Source organism: Klebsiella sp. K-3 (assembly GCF_051207495.1).
Classification (GTDB): Bacteria; Pseudomonadota; Gammaproteobacteria; order Enterobacterales; family Enterobacteriaceae; genus Klebsiella; species Klebsiella aerogenes.
Window position 1 is genome coordinate 186,999 of sequence record NZ_JBPNXF010000010.1, and the last position, 15,213, is coordinate 202,211.

Sequence of the window (15,213 nt, forward strand, 5' to 3'; positions counted from 1 at the left end):
CGGCTGTCGCTCAGGCGATGGCCGTATTTTTTTAGGGAAGGACTATGACGGGATTCCGTTGGGAGATCATCGAGGAGTATGGCCCGCTGTTTATGGACGGCGCCTTGATGACGATTAAATGTACCATTATCTGCGTGATCCTCGGGACGTTGTGGGGGTTAACGCTTGGACTGGGGCGGATGGCGAAGGCCGAGCACGGGCCATGGAAATATATTCTGCGTTATCTGGTGCAGTTTCCGGTGCGCTTCTACGTCAGCGCCTTCCGCGGTACGCCGCTGTTTGTGCAGATCATGGTGGTCCACTTTGCGCTGGTGCCGCTGTTTATTAACCCGCGCGACGGCCTGCTGGTCACCAGCGGAATAATGAGCGCCGATTTCGCCCGCGAACTGCGTTCTAACTACGGCGCGTTCCTCTCCTGTATCGTGGCGATTACCCTCAACGCCGGGGCCTACGTGTCGGAGATCTTCCGCGCCGGGATCCAGTCTATCGACAAAGGGCAGATGGAAGCCTCGCGCGCGCTGGGTATGCCGTGGTGGAAAACCATGCGTAAAGTGATCCTGCCGCAGGCATTTCGCCGCATTCTGCCGCCGCTTGGCAACAACGCTATCGCTATTGTTAAAGACTCATCGCTGGCCTCGGCTATCGGGCTTGCCGATCTGGCCTACGCGGCGCGAACCGTCTCCGGCGCGTACGCCACCTACTGGGAGCCCTACCTGACGATCTCGCTGGTTTATTGGGTGATTACCTTCCTGCTGGCGCAGCTGGTTAACCGTCTGGAAAAGAGGTTTGGCAAAAGTGATTCACATTAATAATTTACATAAGCGCTTTGGCGATAGCCACGTGCTGCGCGGCATCAGTTGCGATATTAAACCGCAGGAAGTGGTGTGCATTATCGGGCCCTCCGGCTCCGGCAAAAGCACTTTTCTGCGCTGCATGAATGCGCTGGAAACCGTGAGCGAAGGCGAAGTGGTGGTCAACGGCTTTGCCGCCCATGACCGGACGACCGACCTCAACAAGATGCGCGAGAGCGTTGGCATGGTGTTCCAGCGCTTTAACCTGTTTCCGCATATGACGGTGCTGGAAAACCTGCTGATGGCGCCGATGAATTTGCGCAACATGCCGCGTCAACAGGCGGTCGACCTGGCGGAAGGCTTGCTGGCGAAGGTGGGACTCAGCGATAAGCGTGACGCCTGGCCTTCCAGCCTCTCCGGCGGTCAGCAGCAGCGGGTAGCGATTGCCCGTGCGCTGGCAATGAAGCCGTCGATCATGCTCTTTGATGAGCCCACGTCAGCGCTGGATCCAGAACTGGTAGGGGATGTGCTGGAAGTGATGAAAAATCTCGCCAGCGAAGGGATGACGATGGTGATCGTGACCCACGAAATGGGCTTTGCCCGTGAAGTGGCCGACCGGGTGATTTTCATCGATCAGGGCGTGATTCAGGAAGAGGGCAAACCGGCGCAGATCTTTAGCGCGCCGACCAATCCGCGCACCGCCGCCTTCCTCAGTAAGGTGCTGTAGCCATCAGCAAAACGGGCAGGTGGAGTCCTGCCTGCCCGTTATCAACAACTCCGCTATTGCGCGGTCTCGGTAGCCTCTTCCATGTCCTCTTCCTGCTCATTGGCGAGCAGCGTTTTTTCATTCTTGCTAAGGCACTGGATTAACAGGAACAGCACGCCGCTGGCGAACAGGGTGATGATCAAGCCGTCATAGCCGGAGACGCCAATCAGCATGCCGCTGACAATCGGCCCGGCCACGCTACCCGCTGACCAGAAAAAGCCAAATAGGGCGTTGATCATGATGAGCTTTTGCCCGCTAAAGGTTTTGCCTGCCCGCACCAGCGACAGGGTATAAAGCGCGCCCGCCGCGGCGCCGAGCAGCAGGCAGATAGCCATCAGCTGTACGCGCGAGGCGAGCATAAACGGCAGCGCCAGTAGCGACAGGCTAAAGACAACCGCGCAGATAAGATGCACGCGACGGATGCCGAAGCGGTCGGCAACCCAGCCCAGCGGCGCCTGGAACATAGCGTCGCCGGTGAGGACGACGGTGACCAGCAGTACCGCCATCGTTTCATTTAAACCTTTATCGATGCCGTACAGCGGCAGTAGCGCGAGAATACTGGCGTCGAAGAAGGCAAAGCAGAATACCCCAGAGGCCAGAACTGGCAAGAACGCCCCCAGGCTACGCCAGCTGGCGCGCTCGGCAAGGCTTTCGCGACTGCCGCGCGGCAGATGACGCAGCATCAGCAGGCAAACGGCGGTAATGGCGACAATTGCCATCAGCGCCGCGTGTTGCCAGGCGGGGCCGACGGAGATAAGCAGCGGGCCGGCGAGCTGGCAGCCAGTAAAGGCCGAGGCATAGATGCCGGTGAGAGTGGCGCGATTACTGCCCGCCGCGCCGCCGGTTATCCAACTTTCCCCCAATACGATAATGACGCCGGAGGCGAGTCCGGTCAGCAGGCGCGGCACCAGCAATAGCGTCATGTCGGTGGTCATGCAGGAGGCGATGGTCGCCAACGCCAGCAGGATCAGGCTAACGCTGAGCAACGCGCCCATTTCAAAACGACGGCACAGCGCGGGAGAAAGGAAAGAAGAGAGCATCATTCCAGCGGGCGGCAGCGCGGCCAGCAGGCCGACATAAAGCGGAGCAACTTGCTGCTGCGCCAGCTCAAGGCTGATTAATGGCACCGTATAGCCGGTGATAAATCCCACAAGTGAAGCGGCCATGATCATCGCCAGCGTGGGGGCCAGGCGATTCTGGTCTGGGTTAAACATTGTATTCCCGATAACGGAAGGTTGCAGGTGGATAATCCGGCAAGACGCCGACCAGTCTGCATGATAATTAATCAGCTGACGGAAGTCACCGCTGAAATAGCTACTATTTTTGATATCGATAAAACGATCCGCTGGTGAATAGACAAAAATCATCATCGCTGAAGTTGTCAGCCGCGGGGGCGAAAGGATATAACGAAGGGTGCCGCCTGGAAGCAGCAGGACGGGGACCACTCATTCAGTAATGGAAGGAACAGGACATGGCGGTATCGTCTTCACTGATTGCCGAAGCTATCGGCTGGCGTCGCGATTTTCATGCTCATCCGGAGCTCGGGTACCAGGAGCAGGAGACCTCGCGTCGGGTTGCCGGGCTACTGGCTTCGTTCGGCCTGCAGGTACATGTCGGGCTGGCAGGTACCGGGGTGGTCGCGACGCTTGAGAACGGCCCGGGGCCGGTGATTGGCCTGCGCGCCGATATGGATGCGCTGCCGATCGCTGAACAGGGGACGGTGGAATATCGTTCGCGTCGTGCTGGCGTGATGCATGCCTGCGGTCATGACGGCCACACCGCCATGCTGTTGGCTGCCGCCGCGCACCTTGCCCAGACCCGCAACTTTGGCGGCACCGTGCATTTTGTCTTTCAACCCGCGGAGGAGAACCTCGGCGGCGCGCGCAAAATGGTGGAAGAGGGGTTGTTCGAGCGCTTCCCGATGGACGCCATTTACGCATTGCACAACTGGCCAGGCTTGCCGCTGGGGCATGTGGCGGTGAATCCCGGGGCAATGATGGCCTCGCTTGACGCCTTTGAGATAACGCTCACCGGTAAAAGCTGCCATGCGGCGATGCCGGAGAGCGGCGCCGACCCTATCGTCGCCGCCGCACAGCTGATTATGGCGCTGCAGACGATTCCGTCGCGCCGCCTGTCGCCGCAGGATTCCGCGGTGGTCAGCATTACCCAGATCAACGGCGGCGAGGCGATCAACGTGCTGCCGGACCGCGTGGTGCTGCGCGGGACTTTTCGCTGCCTGAGCAATACGGTGCGCGAGCGGGTAAAAAACCTGATTGAGCAATACGTGCATACGCAGCCGCAGGTTTCCGACGTTGACGGTCAGATTACGTGGTATCCAGGCTATCCGGTGACCAAAAATGATGAACAAGAGGCGCTGAAGGTGCGAGAAGTGGCGCAGGCCGAGCTCGGGGAAGCCGCGGTGCGCTGGCAGATCAATCCTTCCATGGCGTCGGAGGATTTTGCCTGCATGCTGGAAGTGTGTCCCGGCGCCTATTTCTGGATAGGCACAGATGGCGAGACGCCCTCGAGGCCGCTGCATAATGCCAGCTACGATTTTAACGACGATCTGCTGGCGCCCGGCGTGGCGCTGTGGACGGCGCTGGTGGAAAAGCTGCTGCCTGCCGGGAAGGGCTAAGTTTTCGTGCGCAGCGGAAAGCGGGTCAAGGGTCTCCGGGCGCCAACATCTTGCAGTTAAAAAAGCCTCGATGGGAGTTCACTCAGCTAAATAACCCCCATCGATGGGATAAACGCCGCCGGTACAGAACGCCGCATTTTCTGACAGCAAAAACAGTATGAAGTCTGCTATTTCTTGCATTTTTGCCATCCTCTTCATTGGGTGGCTATTGGCGAAACTACGTACGATATTGTCAGGGAATTCACTCATTCGTGGCGTTTGGACGTAGCCCGGAGCGACGGCATTGATTCGAATACCTTGCGTTGCAAACTCTAATGCTGCGGTTTGGGTCAAACCGATGATACCGTGTTTAGCCACGGTGTAAGGCGCTAATCCTGGAATGCCAACCAGACCATTGACTGCAGATAAATTAACGATAGAACCGCCAGATTTTATCATCTCAGGTATTTCGTATTTTAGGCAGTAAAAAACGCCGCTCAATGAAGTGGCAATAACTTTTTCCCAGTTTTCAACCGTCTGCTCTGTTATATTTTTACCATGCTCACCTGTTATGCCCGCATTATTTACAGCATAATCAAGTCTGCCGAAATGTTTGATAACATCAGCAATCATTTTCTCTACTTGTTCAGGTTGCGACACATCGCATCCGATCCCCAGCGCCTGTTGCCCCTGTGAAGATAATTGTTTCGCTTTTTGGATGGCCTGCTCTGGCGAGCGGGAGACAATAACGACCTTAGCACCATATTGGTGTAATTGCTCTGCGACTGCCTCACCTATCCCTGTAGTACTTCCTGTGATGACAGCAACTTTATTCTGGAAATTCATCATTCCCCCTATGACGTAGAATTGAGTCTTTCATCTGGGGGAGTATACAAAATCGCTGTGACAGTTTTTGTCAGTACTCTTTCTCCTCGTCGATCCCTTCTTTTATTCTCCATTTTTTCAATAAAGCCATCCGGCTTTCCCTGTACATAGAGTCCAGTTGTGCCATCTCTGAAATTTTGTCAGTTCTAAAGTGACGAAAATCATTTCTCATTTCACACCATGCAACCAAAAGCCAACATGACTGCATATATGCCAATCCAATGGGCCATATCACGCGAGAAGAGTAAGCGCCTTTCTTGTCACAATATTTTATTTGGACCCTCCTTTGCTTTTTAATAGCATCGCGAATGTTTTTGAAAAATACCTCATTGCTCTCGGAAGGACCGATCACATAGGATTGGCTTTCAATAAGATTTTTTAATTCGTCAGGAATGACGGCGTGTATTTTGGCAAGCGCATTCCTTGCTACGTTTTTGAAATCATCATCCGTGCTATGAGATACCCAGTTTAGCCCAAGGGTAATGGCATTGATTTCTTCATGAGAAAGATTTAAGGGCGGCAAATGAAAATCGGACTTAACGATATAACCCATTCCGGCCCCACCTTCAATGCGAACCCCTTGATGCTGTAGCGTTTTTATATCTCTATAAAGCGAGCGCACGCTTATTCCTAATCTTTCTGAGAGCGTGGATGCCGTGATGGGATATCTTTGCGCCCTTAATATCTGTAGTAACTCGAGAAGCCTCTCTGTTCTGGTCATATTGATAAATCCATCCTGATACTGCGAAAAAATCTTAAACCTAAAGTTTCCCGTTCATGCGCAGCGCATCAACAACGAGTGAGAAGGCAGGGGAAGGCTGTTTGCGGCTGGGATAATAAAGATAGTAGCCCGGAAAAGGATGACACCAGGACTCAAGCACCCGCACGAGACGACCTTCTCTGATGTGTGAGCCGAACTCCTCTTCAGGTAAAAAGGCGATGCCTAACCCGGCCAGGGCGGCGTCGACAACATGATCCGACGTGTTAAACGTCAACTGTCCATTAACCCGGACCTTCAACTCTCCTCCCTCGCGATCGAATTCCCAGACATAAATCCCGCCGGAGCGGACCATGCGCATATTAATACACTGATGCTGCGTCAGATCATGAGGCGTTTTCGGCACCGGGTATCGTGCGAAATAATCTGGCGAGGCGGCTGCTGCCATGCGCAGTTTCGGGCCGATTGGCATCGCTATCATATCTTTATCAATCGTATCGCCAAGCCGCACGCCCGCATCAAACCGATCCGCCACGATATCCCGGAATCCGTGATTAGCATCGAACTCAATATGAATATCCGGATATTCGCGGAGCAGCGGCGCAAGCTTGGGCAGCAGGGTCGTTTTCAGCACGTTCGGCCCGCAGGTGATGCGGACGGTGCCTGCAGGTTTGTCCCGCAGTTCAGTCAGCAAGTCCAGCTCAGCCTCTATCTCGTCAATACGATGGCCCACCGATTGCAACAGCCGCTCGCCGGCGGCCGTCGGGGATACACTGCGGGTGGTCCGCGTCAGCAGGCGGATTTGCATCCGCTCTTCCAGCCCGGAAATCGCCTGGCTCAGCGCAGGCTGGGTCACGCCAAGCTGCGCGGCGGCACGCGTGAAGCTGCCTTCCCGCGCCACGGTGACGAAAGAGAGTAAATCGTTGAGGTTGCGTCTTGCCATGTTGGTTTCCAGGCTATTTATAAATTTTACTTATAAAGCTATTAAGCATTCATTAGCTAGTTTCACCGCTGCCTATTGGTAACAATAATGCGATGAAAAAGTCAACGCTAAACGAGATGGAAAATGCTCACCGTAAAACGACACGGCTGATGCTCCTCCTTGCCGGATTCAGGAGCGTGGATTGAGCCATCGAGCCTTCCATATCCATCGTTCTCTTTAACTCACGCGCTTATCCCCCACGTCGCCGTTTCAGGAGGGGGAGGGCATCGCATTATCAACAGAAAAGAAAGGCTAAATGCGTAATCAGAAAACTGAAACCAGAAATCAGAACGGAATCAGTGAAAAACAACAGGCTCACTGGGGCGGCGTGTTTGCTATGACGCTGTGCGTCTTCGCCCTGATCGCCTCCGAGTTTATGCCGGTCAGCCTCCTGACATCGATGGCGCAGTCCCTGAAAGTCACCGAAGGCATGGCCGGGCAGGGGATCGCCATTTCCGGCGCGTTTGCGGTGGTGACCAGCCTGTTTATTTCCCGACTGGCAGGCACGCTTAACCGGAAAAAACTGCTGCTTGGCCTGACGTGCATCATGGCACTTTCCGGAGCCGTCATTGCGATGGCACCTAATTACCTGACCTATATGACCGGCCGGGCCCTGATTGGCATCGTAGTCGGCGGGTTCTGGTCGATGTCGGCGGCGACAGCGATGCGTCTGGTGCCGGTGCACCGTGTTCCGCTGGCGCTGGCCATTTTTAACAGCGGCAACGCGCTGGCAACCGTTGTGGCCGCGCCTCTGGGCAGCTGGCTGGGTTCCGTCATCGGCTGGCGGGGAGCCTTCTTCTGCCTGTTACCCGTCGCCATCGTCGCGTTTATCTGGCAACTACTCAGCCTGCCCTCGATGCCGGTTACCCGCCAGCCAGCGGGGGCCGGCAACGTCTTCATGCTGTTTCGCCGCCGGGTGGTCACGCTGGGCATGCTGGGTGTGGGGATCTTCTTTATGGGACAGTTCACGCTTTTTACCTATATCCGGCCTTTCCTTGAGACGGTCACAAAGGTGGACGCCTCAGCGGTGACCCTCATCCTGCTGGTCATCGGGATGGCGGGTTTCATCGGCACCACGCTGATTGGCCGGGTATTGAAGCGCGGATTCTACCCGACGCTAATGGCCATTCCCGTGCTGATGGCGACCGTCGCGCTGGCCCTGATCGCGTTTGGCAGCCAGGCGGCCATCGTGACGGCCTTGCTCGGGCTGTGGGGGTTTATTTCAACTGCCGCGCCCGTGGGATGGTGGGCATGGGTTCCACGCACGTTCCCCCAGAATGCCGAAGCGGGCGGCGGGCTGATGGTGGCGATGGTGCAATTGTCCATTGCGCTGGGATCCACCGTGGGGGGCGTACTGTTCGACCATCATGGCTACCAGAGCACCTTCCTGGCCAGCGCCGCGATGTTGATTATCGCAACCGTACTGATTTTCCTGACCTCACGTGCAGACGCGTCTGCCGAGGGTTTTTCATCACACTCGTCCTGACAAGGAAACTATCATGAATAAATTTGCGTTAGCCCTGGGAATGTTCATCAGCGCATTTGCCGCCTCGGCGGCGGATATGTCCAGAGGCGCTGATAACTTTTATAAAAGCGAAAAAGTGACGCAGCAGAAAGTCACCTTTAAAAATCAGTATCAAATGAACGTGGTCGGCAATCTGTTTATGCCGAAAACGATGAATCAGAACGCCAAAAACCCGGCGATCGTCGTTGGCCATCCAATGGGCGCGGTCAAGGAACAAAGCGCAAACCTATACGCGCAGAAGCTGGCGGAGCAGGGGTTTGTTACGCTGGCGATCGATCTCTCGTTCTGGGGAGAAAGCGAAGGCAAGCCGGGGCACCTGATTTCACCGGAAATCTACGCGGATGATTTCAGCGCGGCGGTGGATTACCTCAGTACACAATCGTTTATTGATCCAGAAAATATCGGCGTGCTGGGCATCTGCGGCAGCGGAAGTTTTGTCATCAGCGCCGCGAAAATTGACCCGCGTATGAAAGCTATCGCCACCGTCAGCATGTATGACATGGGTGCCGCCTTCCGTAATGGCCTTAACCACTCCCAGACGCTGGAACAGCGTAAGGCCTTTATCCAGTCGGCCATTGAGCAGCGGTTTGCCGAGTTCAAAGGAGGAGAGAAAGCATACATTCCGGGCACTGTGAATAAGCTGGACGCTTCCACGCCGGAAATTCAGCGCGAGTTCTTTGATTTCTATCGCACCGAACGCGGCGGTTATACCCCGCAGGGCGAGAAAGAGGAACTGACGACAAAACCGATGCTGAGCAGTATCGGTAAGTTTATGAACTTCTATCCGTTCAATGATATCGAAACCATTTCGCCGCGTCCGGTGCTCTTTATTACCGGTGACCAGGCCCATTCAAAAGAGTTCAGCGAGGACGCTTTTAAGCGCGCCGGTCAACCTAAAGAGCTGTATGTCGTTCCGGGGGCTGGGCACGTCGATCTGTATGACCGCACGGACGTGATCCCCTTCGACAAGCTGATGGACTTTTTCCGCAACAACCTGAAGTAACGCGTTCAGTAAAGGAGTACGTGATGTGAACGACCAACATCTGAGCCGAACTTACGCGTGGTAATGCGTTGTATTAACAGCTACCGGCCTTCGGGTCGGTAGTGGGGCGTAATTTGATCAAAAGGGCAAAATGCTGCCGCATCACTGAGAGTTGAAATGTCTGTGTAGGCCAAAGGCGAACAGTTTGGTTTTTGAGCATCCAGTATGCTGCATTATTGCGCAAGAAAATAAGCGCTCAAATTATTTAGCTGAGCGATTTGGTTTTCAGTTCCAGAGGCTTGTTAAATATTGCGATAAAAATGTACGCCTGCTAATTCGTCCGAAATTCGCTATTCAGTTTTAATAAACGTTTGCTCGTCCGCTCTATGCCAGGAGTGGAAATTGGCTGAGTAGAAAGCAGCCGTGATGTGTTTTCATTAACGCTGGTTACGTTAGAATAGCCTCAATAAAAACGAGAGAGCTGGAGTAAAAATGTTTGCTGATTTTGGTATCGTGAATTTCTGGACGTATCTGCTTGGTGCGACACTGATAGTGCTTGCTCCTGGCCCTGAGACCATGTTCGTGATCAAAACAAGCATTACGAGCGGCGTCAAACGAGGCTTTGCTGCAATATTTTCCATTCTGATGAGTGACGTACTTCTGGTTCTGCTGGCATGGTGTGGGCTGGCTGCAGTCATAAGCTCAACTCCAGCCTTATTTAACGCCATCAAATACGCAGGTGCTGCCTATCTTTTCTATCTCGGTGTCCAGACGATACGCGCTATCTTTAAGCCCACTGTCGAAACGTATGAGGAAAAGAAATCTTCAGCTGATGCTAAGGGGATCATCGGGCGTGGAATGCTGGTTACGCTACTGAATCCAAAGACACTGCTGTTCTATATCTCTTTCTTCGCCCAGTTCATCAATGTTCAGGCTGAACATTCCTGGATGGCGTTTATCATTCTTGCTGCGGTGATGTTCGCGATTACTCTCGTCTATTTCGGTTTCCTTGTTTTCTGCGGCTCTTATCTGCTAAGCCGTTTGAAAGGCAACCGTAGATTATCAACCATTGGAAACGCGCTGGTGGGTATGTTCTTCATCGGATTTGCCGCACGACTCGCAAGCGCAACTTCCTAACTAGACAGCTAAACCGCCTCACCGCGGTTTTTTTACGTTCTTACGCCGGATGGGACGACCGCTGTTCGCTCACAGCAAACCTCGCAATGCTTCAGGCGGTCCGCTTAGTGCCAAAAGCGGAACTTGCTTACATCATGCTATGTTAGTTTGCTAGGAGCAGGTCAAAGATGTTCACCGCGCCTATGCTTCAGCAACACCTTCCAGAACTTTTCAAGGAATAGAGAAATGGCTCGTAAGTATGTTTATGGTGATAAACCAATCCGCACAACAACCGCTGAGATAGTTGAAAACGAGTTTGCTGGAAAGGCTACGGCTGCTCAGGTCGATGCAATTTTAAAGAAAAGATTTCCACATTACAAAGACAATACTTATTTGAATCTGATAGTTAACGCAGTTAACTGCAATCGTGGTCACTGGAGTTTTAACAGGACAGCCAGACGAACAGATGATGCCACCCATCGCCACCATGAATATGATCGACTTTTCAAGCGCGGAAACGTTTTCGAGGTCTATGATTCCGCACTTCATGGTGTGTTTGAAATCTATGAAGCTTCAGACGGCAAATGGCTAACACGTCCGGTTAAAAGTGAGTTTGAAAAGGCCATAGAAATAGCGTCTCAACTTACCTCAGAAGAACGTAGAGAGAAGCTGGCTACAACCAACACCACGCCAGAAAGGGTCATTATAAAGAGCTATACCTTCAAGCGTAATCCCCTCGTTGTAGCAGAGGTATTATCCTTAGCTGGAGGTAAGTGTCAAAGCTGCCTACGTGACGCACCATTCAAGCGGGAAGACGGTAGACCGTATCTTGAAGTGCATCATGTGGAGTGGCTTGCTAACGGTGGAGAGGACTCTGTTGAAAATGCTATTGCACTCTGTCCGAACTGTCACCGCGAAGCACACTACGGCACGCTTGTGTTGAAGCCGACTAACATTAAGTAGTCTTCTTATAGCCCTCAACGTCCGCTCCTCGCTCCCAGCGGACCTTCAGCTTCGTTAACACGTCCGCTTAGTGCCAGGAACGGACGTTTATGAAAAGGGTGATAGATAAACATCAGCAATTTTCTCTCCGATTACAGCACCTCAACCACTTCGAATTCTTCTGCGATCAACTCCATATCCTCAGAAAAATGACCTTCACGGATGAAAAATCGCTGATGCTCTTTCTTCCAGTATTCAAGACTTAAATCGCCTTCACCCTCTTTGCGAGCGAACTCCTCATTAATATCGCAAAAACGCACCAATTGTAGCGAAACCAGCCGGATCACGCATACCGGGACATTCTGTCCATCAAGAATTATGTTATAGCTGCCAATCCTCGGAGCAGATTCTTCCTGTTGGTAAGAGGCAAAAGATCCACAAGAGGCCGTTTTGATTCCTTTTTTAATAAGGTTAGCAAGCTCGCTTGCCAGTTCTGGACTGTCTCCCATTTGCCAGGCCCCTGCGCCTGGATATTTCATTTCTATTTCCTTAAGCTTAACCATTAATGCATCTGCCTAAACGTTGATGAAAAAAAGTAATAATAGTATTAGCGTTAATGGGTTCACCATTAACAGTAATACGTTACCTCAGATAGTGTGGTTTGCTCTTCGCTCAGACTGGAGCTTAAACTCAGTTGGTTCATCCGCGCAGTGCCAAAAACTGCCCCTGACTGCTTGTTAACCGCGCCTCCTATTGTATGGATATTTTCTGTACATCAAGATACATTGAGATAGCTATTTAATGGCTTAAACAGTAATAGACACTAAGTTCAGGAAGGAAAAGTGCTGATGCCAATACCTATACTCTATACAGAACGCTTACTGTTAAAACCATTATCCTCAGAAGATGCCTCACAAATTCAGATACTTTATCCTCGCTGGGAGATTGTTCGGTACATGGTCTCATCAGTACCGTGGCCCTATCCGGATAATGGCGCCGAGAATTATGTCAATAACGTTGCCTTGCCTGATATAGCAAATGGAATCGCTTGGATCTGGACTATTAGGCATCGTGAAACACCTGACAACATGGTAGGTTTAATCTGTCTTTATGATGTTGAGGATAACAACCGAGGATTTTGGTTAGCACCGGAGCATCAGGGCAAAGGTTTTATGCGTGAGGCCTGTAACGCAGCTACAGATTATTGGTTCAATTCCTTAAATAAGACTATATTGCGTGCGCCGAAAGCGGCTCTCAATAACCGCTCCAAACGTATCTCACAAAGCAGTGGCATGCGGCTCATTAGGACTGAAAAGAAAGCATATGTCAGCGGTCTGCTAGATTCCGAGCTATGGGAAATCACACGTGATGAATGGAATGCTCGTAAAGGTGGCTGATAAGCTGATGGCATGTCCGCTAAGCGCTCCCAGCGGACCTTCAGCTTCGTTAACACGTCCGCTCCGTGCCAAAAGCGGAAGTTAACTACGGATAAAATTCAGCGCCCCACACCCAGAGCCGCTGCATAACGGCAATAAGCGACACTTGTACATTATTTCCAAAACAGGAAAGCCTTCCGCTGCTTCAACGGTGTGTGTTTGACATCGCGCTGTTGGGGCATTTTGATCAACAACGAGCATGGCCCGCTAACGATGAAATTGCTACTTGTTCGACACGCAGAAACAGAGTGGAATTTGGAAGGAATTATTCAGGGGCACAGCGATAGCTCCTTGACCTGTCGGGGCTTGCGTGAAACATCCGTCCTACTAGCAGCGTTTAGTGCAAGTGAGTATCAAATAGAGCGTGTTTACGCTTCTCCGCTTGGGCGTGCCTGGCAAATGGGGCAAAGCCTGGCTGAACACTTTCACTGTTCACTGACGGCTGAACCGGCCCTTAAAGAGCAGGCCTTTGGTCAGTTTGAAGGTATGCCGTTAGAACTACTCAGACAAAAACATCCAAACTATGCAAATGCATTATTCAGGCTTGATGCAGAGTATTGTCCACCAGGGGGGGAGTCACTGGCGCATGCTTCTCAGCGAGTTATGCGTTTTTTACAAAACCTGGAAGATACCTCATCACATCAACAAACAATATGTATTGTGTCTCACGGGCATGTCAGTCAGGGCACTCTCGCAATTCTTAAAGAAGGGACTGTCAATAGTTTCCCTCGCTATGCTCATCCCAATGCAAGTTATTCTGTTATCGACCTGATTAATGGAAAATGTATTGGCCTAAAGTGGGGGATTGCTACACATTTACGTCACCTGAATTAGTGGCTACCTTCCAGATATTGAAAACCCATCCTGCCAGAGTCATCATTATTTAAGCACAATGTCCGCTCCTCGCTCATAGCGGACCTCCAGCTCATTAACTTACCCGCGTTGTGCCGGGAGTGCGCATCGCAAACTCATGCTCTTCTGATGACGTAGGTACTTAAAATGATTGTCCAGCTATTGAAACCTGACTTTTTCACACTGACACAATCAATGATTCCAGCCTAATTTAGCTAATGGCATAATCAGGCTGGCGAAAGTGAGGGTGAAATGGATAAAAAAGATAAAAATCAGATAGTAGATAGCGACATTGCACAGTTATTACTAAAGCACAGGAAAGCTCGTAACTGGACGGTAACGGAGCTTGCTCAACGCTCAGGCGTGAGCCAGGCGATGATTAGTAAGATTGAACGAGGCGTCTCCAGTCCCAGCGCGACTATCCTTAGTCGTTTAGCGAACGCCATGAATATTACGCTATCAAAACTTTTCGCCGAGCTTGAGGAACATCAGAATTCGCTGGTTCGTTTCGCTCACCAGCAGCAGCATTGGACTGATGAACAATCAGGCATTATCCGTTGGACATTGTCCCCGGCGGGCGCCAGTCCGGAACTGATAAAAGTTGAAATCCCTGCAATGGGTCAACTGACGATCCCCGCCTCGGCTATTGAGCATCTTTGCGGGCAAACACTTTGGATGCTGAGCGGCAACCTTGATTTTAGGGTCAATCATCAGACCCATCACTTACAAGCGGGTGACTGTCTTGCTCTTACCTTTGCAGGCGAGTGCCAAATGACTAACCCGGATAGCGAACAGAGCTGTACATACATCGTTGCGTTTAGCCAAAAAAACAGATGATATTTTCCCTGGCAAACGGTTAGACGCCATTCCTTTTACTAAGGTGCAGCAGGGGATAAGGTCTTCCCTGACTATCCTGCCCGGAGCGCCCTGAAACCTGAAAGCCCATATGTTGATAAAACCCGACGGCCTGTTGGTTTTGTTCATTGACGTCGACGCTTAAATCAGGATGAAGAGCAAGGGCATGGGATATCAACTGTTTTCCGACGCCAAGCCCGCGAGCAGAGGCATCTACGAACAGCGCCTCCAGATGGCCATCATGTAAAAACATAAATCCGAGCGGAAGGTCTTCATCATTTGTCGCTACCCATACAGGGGTTTCTGAAAAAAAGCCGACCACCTCTTTTTCGATCTCTTGCCGGTCATGGGCTGTCAGAAAATCGTGCGTAGCATCTACAGAACTTTTCCAAATTTGGATGATGTCTTCCGCTTCAGAAGGTCGTGACATTCTGATTTTTATCATCTTTTTTTCCTTAAAATGGACATGTTTTTGGGTAATAACCTACAAAATGAATCCACGTAATTTACTATGGTGTAATTAAATTCACAATAGTGATGATGTCGCTATGTCTATCATTGCTAGCCTCACTTTCAGGTGCAGAATGCCACGACCGGCTCTGGCCTGATAGCGCTCGAACTGGCGTACAAGCCGTTCGAGCACCACGATTTATTGTGGAAAGCCGCGATGAGTTCCGATTTATTGTTGTGGAGCTCACCCTATGCATGTCCTCAAGGTCACATTCACTGCCCCGGCTATGAAGCAGACT

General features: G+C 51.8%; 16 protein-coding genes. 10 read left to right on the top strand and 6 right to left on the bottom strand.

Annotated features, from left to right (window positions below; translation table 11 throughout):
• The first annotated feature begins 44 nt into the window (after positions 1 to 44).
• Both ACSEMK_RS18085 and ACSEMK_RS18090 read left to right on the top strand, forming a co-directional pair.
• Positions 45 to 809 (top strand): amino acid ABC transporter permease, encoded by a 765-nt coding sequence (locus tag ACSEMK_RS18085; RefSeq protein WP_020079062.1) that lies wholly within the window; start codon positions 45 to 47, stop codon positions 807 to 809.
• Positions 796 to 1,518 (top strand): amino acid ABC transporter ATP-binding protein, encoded by a 723-nt coding sequence (locus ACSEMK_RS18090; protein WP_015366982.1) that lies wholly within the window; start codon positions 796 to 798, stop codon positions 1,516 to 1,518. Before ACSEMK_RS18085 ends, ACSEMK_RS18090 begins: the two co-directional genes overlap by 14 nt.
• Positions 1,519 to 1,571: 53 nt before the next feature.
• Here the strand turns inward: ACSEMK_RS18090 and ACSEMK_RS18095 are convergent, their stop codons facing one another.
• Positions 1,572 to 2,771, bottom strand: coding sequence for an MFS transporter (locus ACSEMK_RS18095; RefSeq protein WP_026612337.1), 1,200 nt, complete (start codon positions 2,769 to 2,771; stop codon positions 1,572 to 1,574).
• A 257-nt stretch (positions 2,772 to 3,028) separates the two neighbouring features.
• Here ACSEMK_RS18095 and ACSEMK_RS18100 point away from each other — a divergent pair, with 257 nt between their 5' ends.
• On the top strand, positions 3,029 to 4,192 hold the full coding sequence (locus ACSEMK_RS18100) for a M20 aminoacylase family protein (RefSeq protein ID WP_430915242.1): 1,164 nt from the start codon (positions 3,029 to 3,031) through the stop codon (positions 4,190 to 4,192).
• Positions 4,193 to 4,270: 78 nt separating this feature from the next.
• Here ACSEMK_RS18100 and ACSEMK_RS18105 read toward each other — a convergent pair whose 3' ends face one another.
• From ACSEMK_RS18105 to ACSEMK_RS18115, 3 genes are all read right to left on the bottom strand, one after another.
• Positions 4,271 to 5,017: an SDR family NAD(P)-dependent oxidoreductase gene (locus ACSEMK_RS18105; protein ID WP_430915294.1), complete on the bottom strand. Its 747-nt coding sequence runs from the start codon at positions 5,015 to 5,017 to the stop codon at positions 4,271 to 4,273.
• A 70-nt stretch (positions 5,018 to 5,087) separates the two neighbouring features.
• Positions 5,088 to 5,777 carry a helix-turn-helix transcriptional regulator gene (locus ACSEMK_RS18110; RefSeq protein WP_113374119.1) on the bottom strand — a complete coding sequence of 230 codons (690 nt, stop codon included), beginning with the start codon at positions 5,775 to 5,777 and terminating at the stop codon, positions 5,088 to 5,090.
• A gap of 40 nt (positions 5,778 to 5,817) precedes the next feature.
• Positions 5,818 to 6,717 (bottom strand): LysR family transcriptional regulator, encoded by a 900-nt coding sequence (locus ACSEMK_RS18115; RefSeq protein WP_271031858.1) that lies wholly within the window; start codon positions 6,715 to 6,717, stop codon positions 5,818 to 5,820.
• A gap of 295 nt (positions 6,718 to 7,012) precedes the next feature.
• Here ACSEMK_RS18115 and ACSEMK_RS18120 point away from each other — a divergent pair, with 295 nt between their 5' ends.
• From ACSEMK_RS18120 to ACSEMK_RS18135, 4 genes are all read left to right on the top strand, one after another.
• Complete coding sequence (locus ACSEMK_RS18120) at positions 7,013 to 8,242, top strand: MFS transporter (protein WP_430915241.1); 1,230 nt, start codon at positions 7,013 to 7,015, stop codon at positions 8,240 to 8,242.
• A gap of 13 nt (positions 8,243 to 8,255) precedes the next feature.
• On the top strand, positions 8,256 to 9,284 hold the full coding sequence (locus tag ACSEMK_RS18125) for an alpha/beta hydrolase (protein ID WP_430915240.1): 1,029 nt from the start codon (positions 8,256 to 8,258) through the stop codon (positions 9,282 to 9,284).
• A 471-nt stretch (positions 9,285 to 9,755) separates the two neighbouring features.
• On the top strand, positions 9,756 to 10,400 hold the full coding sequence (leuE, locus tag ACSEMK_RS18130) for a leucine efflux protein LeuE (RefSeq protein ID WP_430915239.1): 645 nt from the start codon (positions 9,756 to 9,758) through the stop codon (positions 10,398 to 10,400).
• Positions 10,401 to 10,625: 225 nt separating this feature from the next.
• Positions 10,626 to 11,342, top strand: a complete 717-nt coding sequence (locus ACSEMK_RS18135; protein WP_087857880.1) for an HNH endonuclease — start codon at positions 10,626 to 10,628, stop codon at positions 11,340 to 11,342.
• Between the two features lie 131 nt (positions 11,343 to 11,473).
• Here the strand turns inward: ACSEMK_RS18135 and ACSEMK_RS18140 are convergent, their stop codons facing one another.
• Positions 11,474 to 11,830: an ASCH domain-containing protein gene (locus ACSEMK_RS18140; protein WP_161798772.1), complete on the bottom strand. Its 357-nt coding sequence runs from the start codon at positions 11,828 to 11,830 to the stop codon at positions 11,474 to 11,476.
• 339 nt (positions 11,831 to 12,169) lie between these two features.
• Here ACSEMK_RS18140 and ACSEMK_RS18145 point away from each other — a divergent pair, with 339 nt between their 5' ends.
• The 3 genes from ACSEMK_RS18145 to ACSEMK_RS18155 all read left to right on the top strand — a co-directional run bounded on the left by ACSEMK_RS18145 (position 12,170) and on the right by ACSEMK_RS18155 (position 14,446).
• Positions 12,170 to 12,718: a GNAT family N-acetyltransferase gene (locus ACSEMK_RS18145; RefSeq protein ID WP_015705173.1), complete on the top strand. Its 549-nt coding sequence runs from the start codon at positions 12,170 to 12,172 to the stop codon at positions 12,716 to 12,718.
• A 252-nt stretch (positions 12,719 to 12,970) separates the two neighbouring features.
• Positions 12,971 to 13,591 carry a histidine phosphatase family protein gene (locus ACSEMK_RS18150; RefSeq protein ID WP_113375037.1) on the top strand — a complete coding sequence of 207 codons (621 nt, stop codon included), beginning with the start codon at positions 12,971 to 12,973 and terminating at the stop codon, positions 13,589 to 13,591.
• 270 nt (positions 13,592 to 13,861) lie between these two features.
• A complete protein-coding gene (locus ACSEMK_RS18155) occupies positions 13,862 to 14,446 on the top strand; it encodes a helix-turn-helix domain-containing protein (RefSeq protein ID WP_316424616.1) in 585 nt (194 codons plus the stop codon).
• Positions 14,447 to 14,465: 19 nt separating this feature from the next.
• On the opposite strand, the gene ACSEMK_RS18160 is transcribed toward ACSEMK_RS18155, so the two are convergent.
• Positions 14,466 to 14,909 carry an acetyltransferase gene (locus ACSEMK_RS18160; RefSeq protein ID WP_430915238.1) on the bottom strand — a complete coding sequence of 148 codons (444 nt, stop codon included), beginning with the start codon at positions 14,907 to 14,909 and terminating at the stop codon, positions 14,466 to 14,468.
• Positions 14,910 to 15,213: the final 304 nt, after the last annotated feature.

Coding starts and splice junctions, on each gene's coding strand:
- ACSEMK_RS18085 (WP_020079062.1), top strand. CDS start 45: ATGACGGGATTCCGTTGGGAGATCATCGAGGAGTATGGCCCGCTGTTT.
- ACSEMK_RS18095 (WP_026612337.1), bottom strand. CDS start 2,771: ATGTTTAACCCAGACCAGAATCGCCTGGCCCCCACGCTGGCGATGATC.
- ACSEMK_RS18100 (WP_430915242.1), top strand. CDS start 3,029: ATGGCGGTATCGTCTTCACTGATTGCCGAAGCTATCGGCTGGCGTCGC.
- ACSEMK_RS18105 (WP_430915294.1), bottom strand. CDS start 5,017: ATGAATTTCCAGAATAAAGTTGCTGTCATCACAGGAAGTACTACAGGG.
- ACSEMK_RS18110 (WP_113374119.1), bottom strand. CDS start 5,777: ATGACCAGAACAGAGAGGCTTCTCGAGTTACTACAGATATTAAGGGCG.
- ACSEMK_RS18115 (WP_271031858.1), bottom strand. CDS start 6,717: ATGGCAAGACGCAACCTCAACGATTTACTCTCTTTCGTCACCGTGGCG.
- ACSEMK_RS18120 (WP_430915241.1), top strand. CDS start 7,013: ATGCGTAATCAGAAAACTGAAACCAGAAATCAGAACGGAATCAGTGAA.
- ACSEMK_RS18125 (WP_430915240.1), top strand. CDS start 8,256: ATGAATAAATTTGCGTTAGCCCTGGGAATGTTCATCAGCGCATTTGCC.
- leuE (WP_430915239.1), top strand. CDS start 9,756: ATGTTTGCTGATTTTGGTATCGTGAATTTCTGGACGTATCTGCTTGGT.
- ACSEMK_RS18135 (WP_087857880.1), top strand. CDS start 10,626: ATGGCTCGTAAGTATGTTTATGGTGATAAACCAATCCGCACAACAACC.
- ACSEMK_RS18140 (WP_161798772.1), bottom strand. CDS start 11,830: ATGGGAGACAGTCCAGAACTGGCAAGCGAGCTTGCTAACCTTATTAAA.
- ACSEMK_RS18145 (WP_015705173.1), top strand. CDS start 12,170: ATGCCAATACCTATACTCTATACAGAACGCTTACTGTTAAAACCATTA.
- ACSEMK_RS18150 (WP_113375037.1), top strand. CDS start 12,971: ATGAAATTGCTACTTGTTCGACACGCAGAAACAGAGTGGAATTTGGAA.
- ACSEMK_RS18155 (WP_316424616.1), top strand. CDS start 13,862: ATGGATAAAAAAGATAAAAATCAGATAGTAGATAGCGACATTGCACAG.
- ACSEMK_RS18160 (WP_430915238.1), bottom strand. CDS start 14,909: ATGATAAAAATCAGAATGTCACGACCTTCTGAAGCGGAAGACATCATC.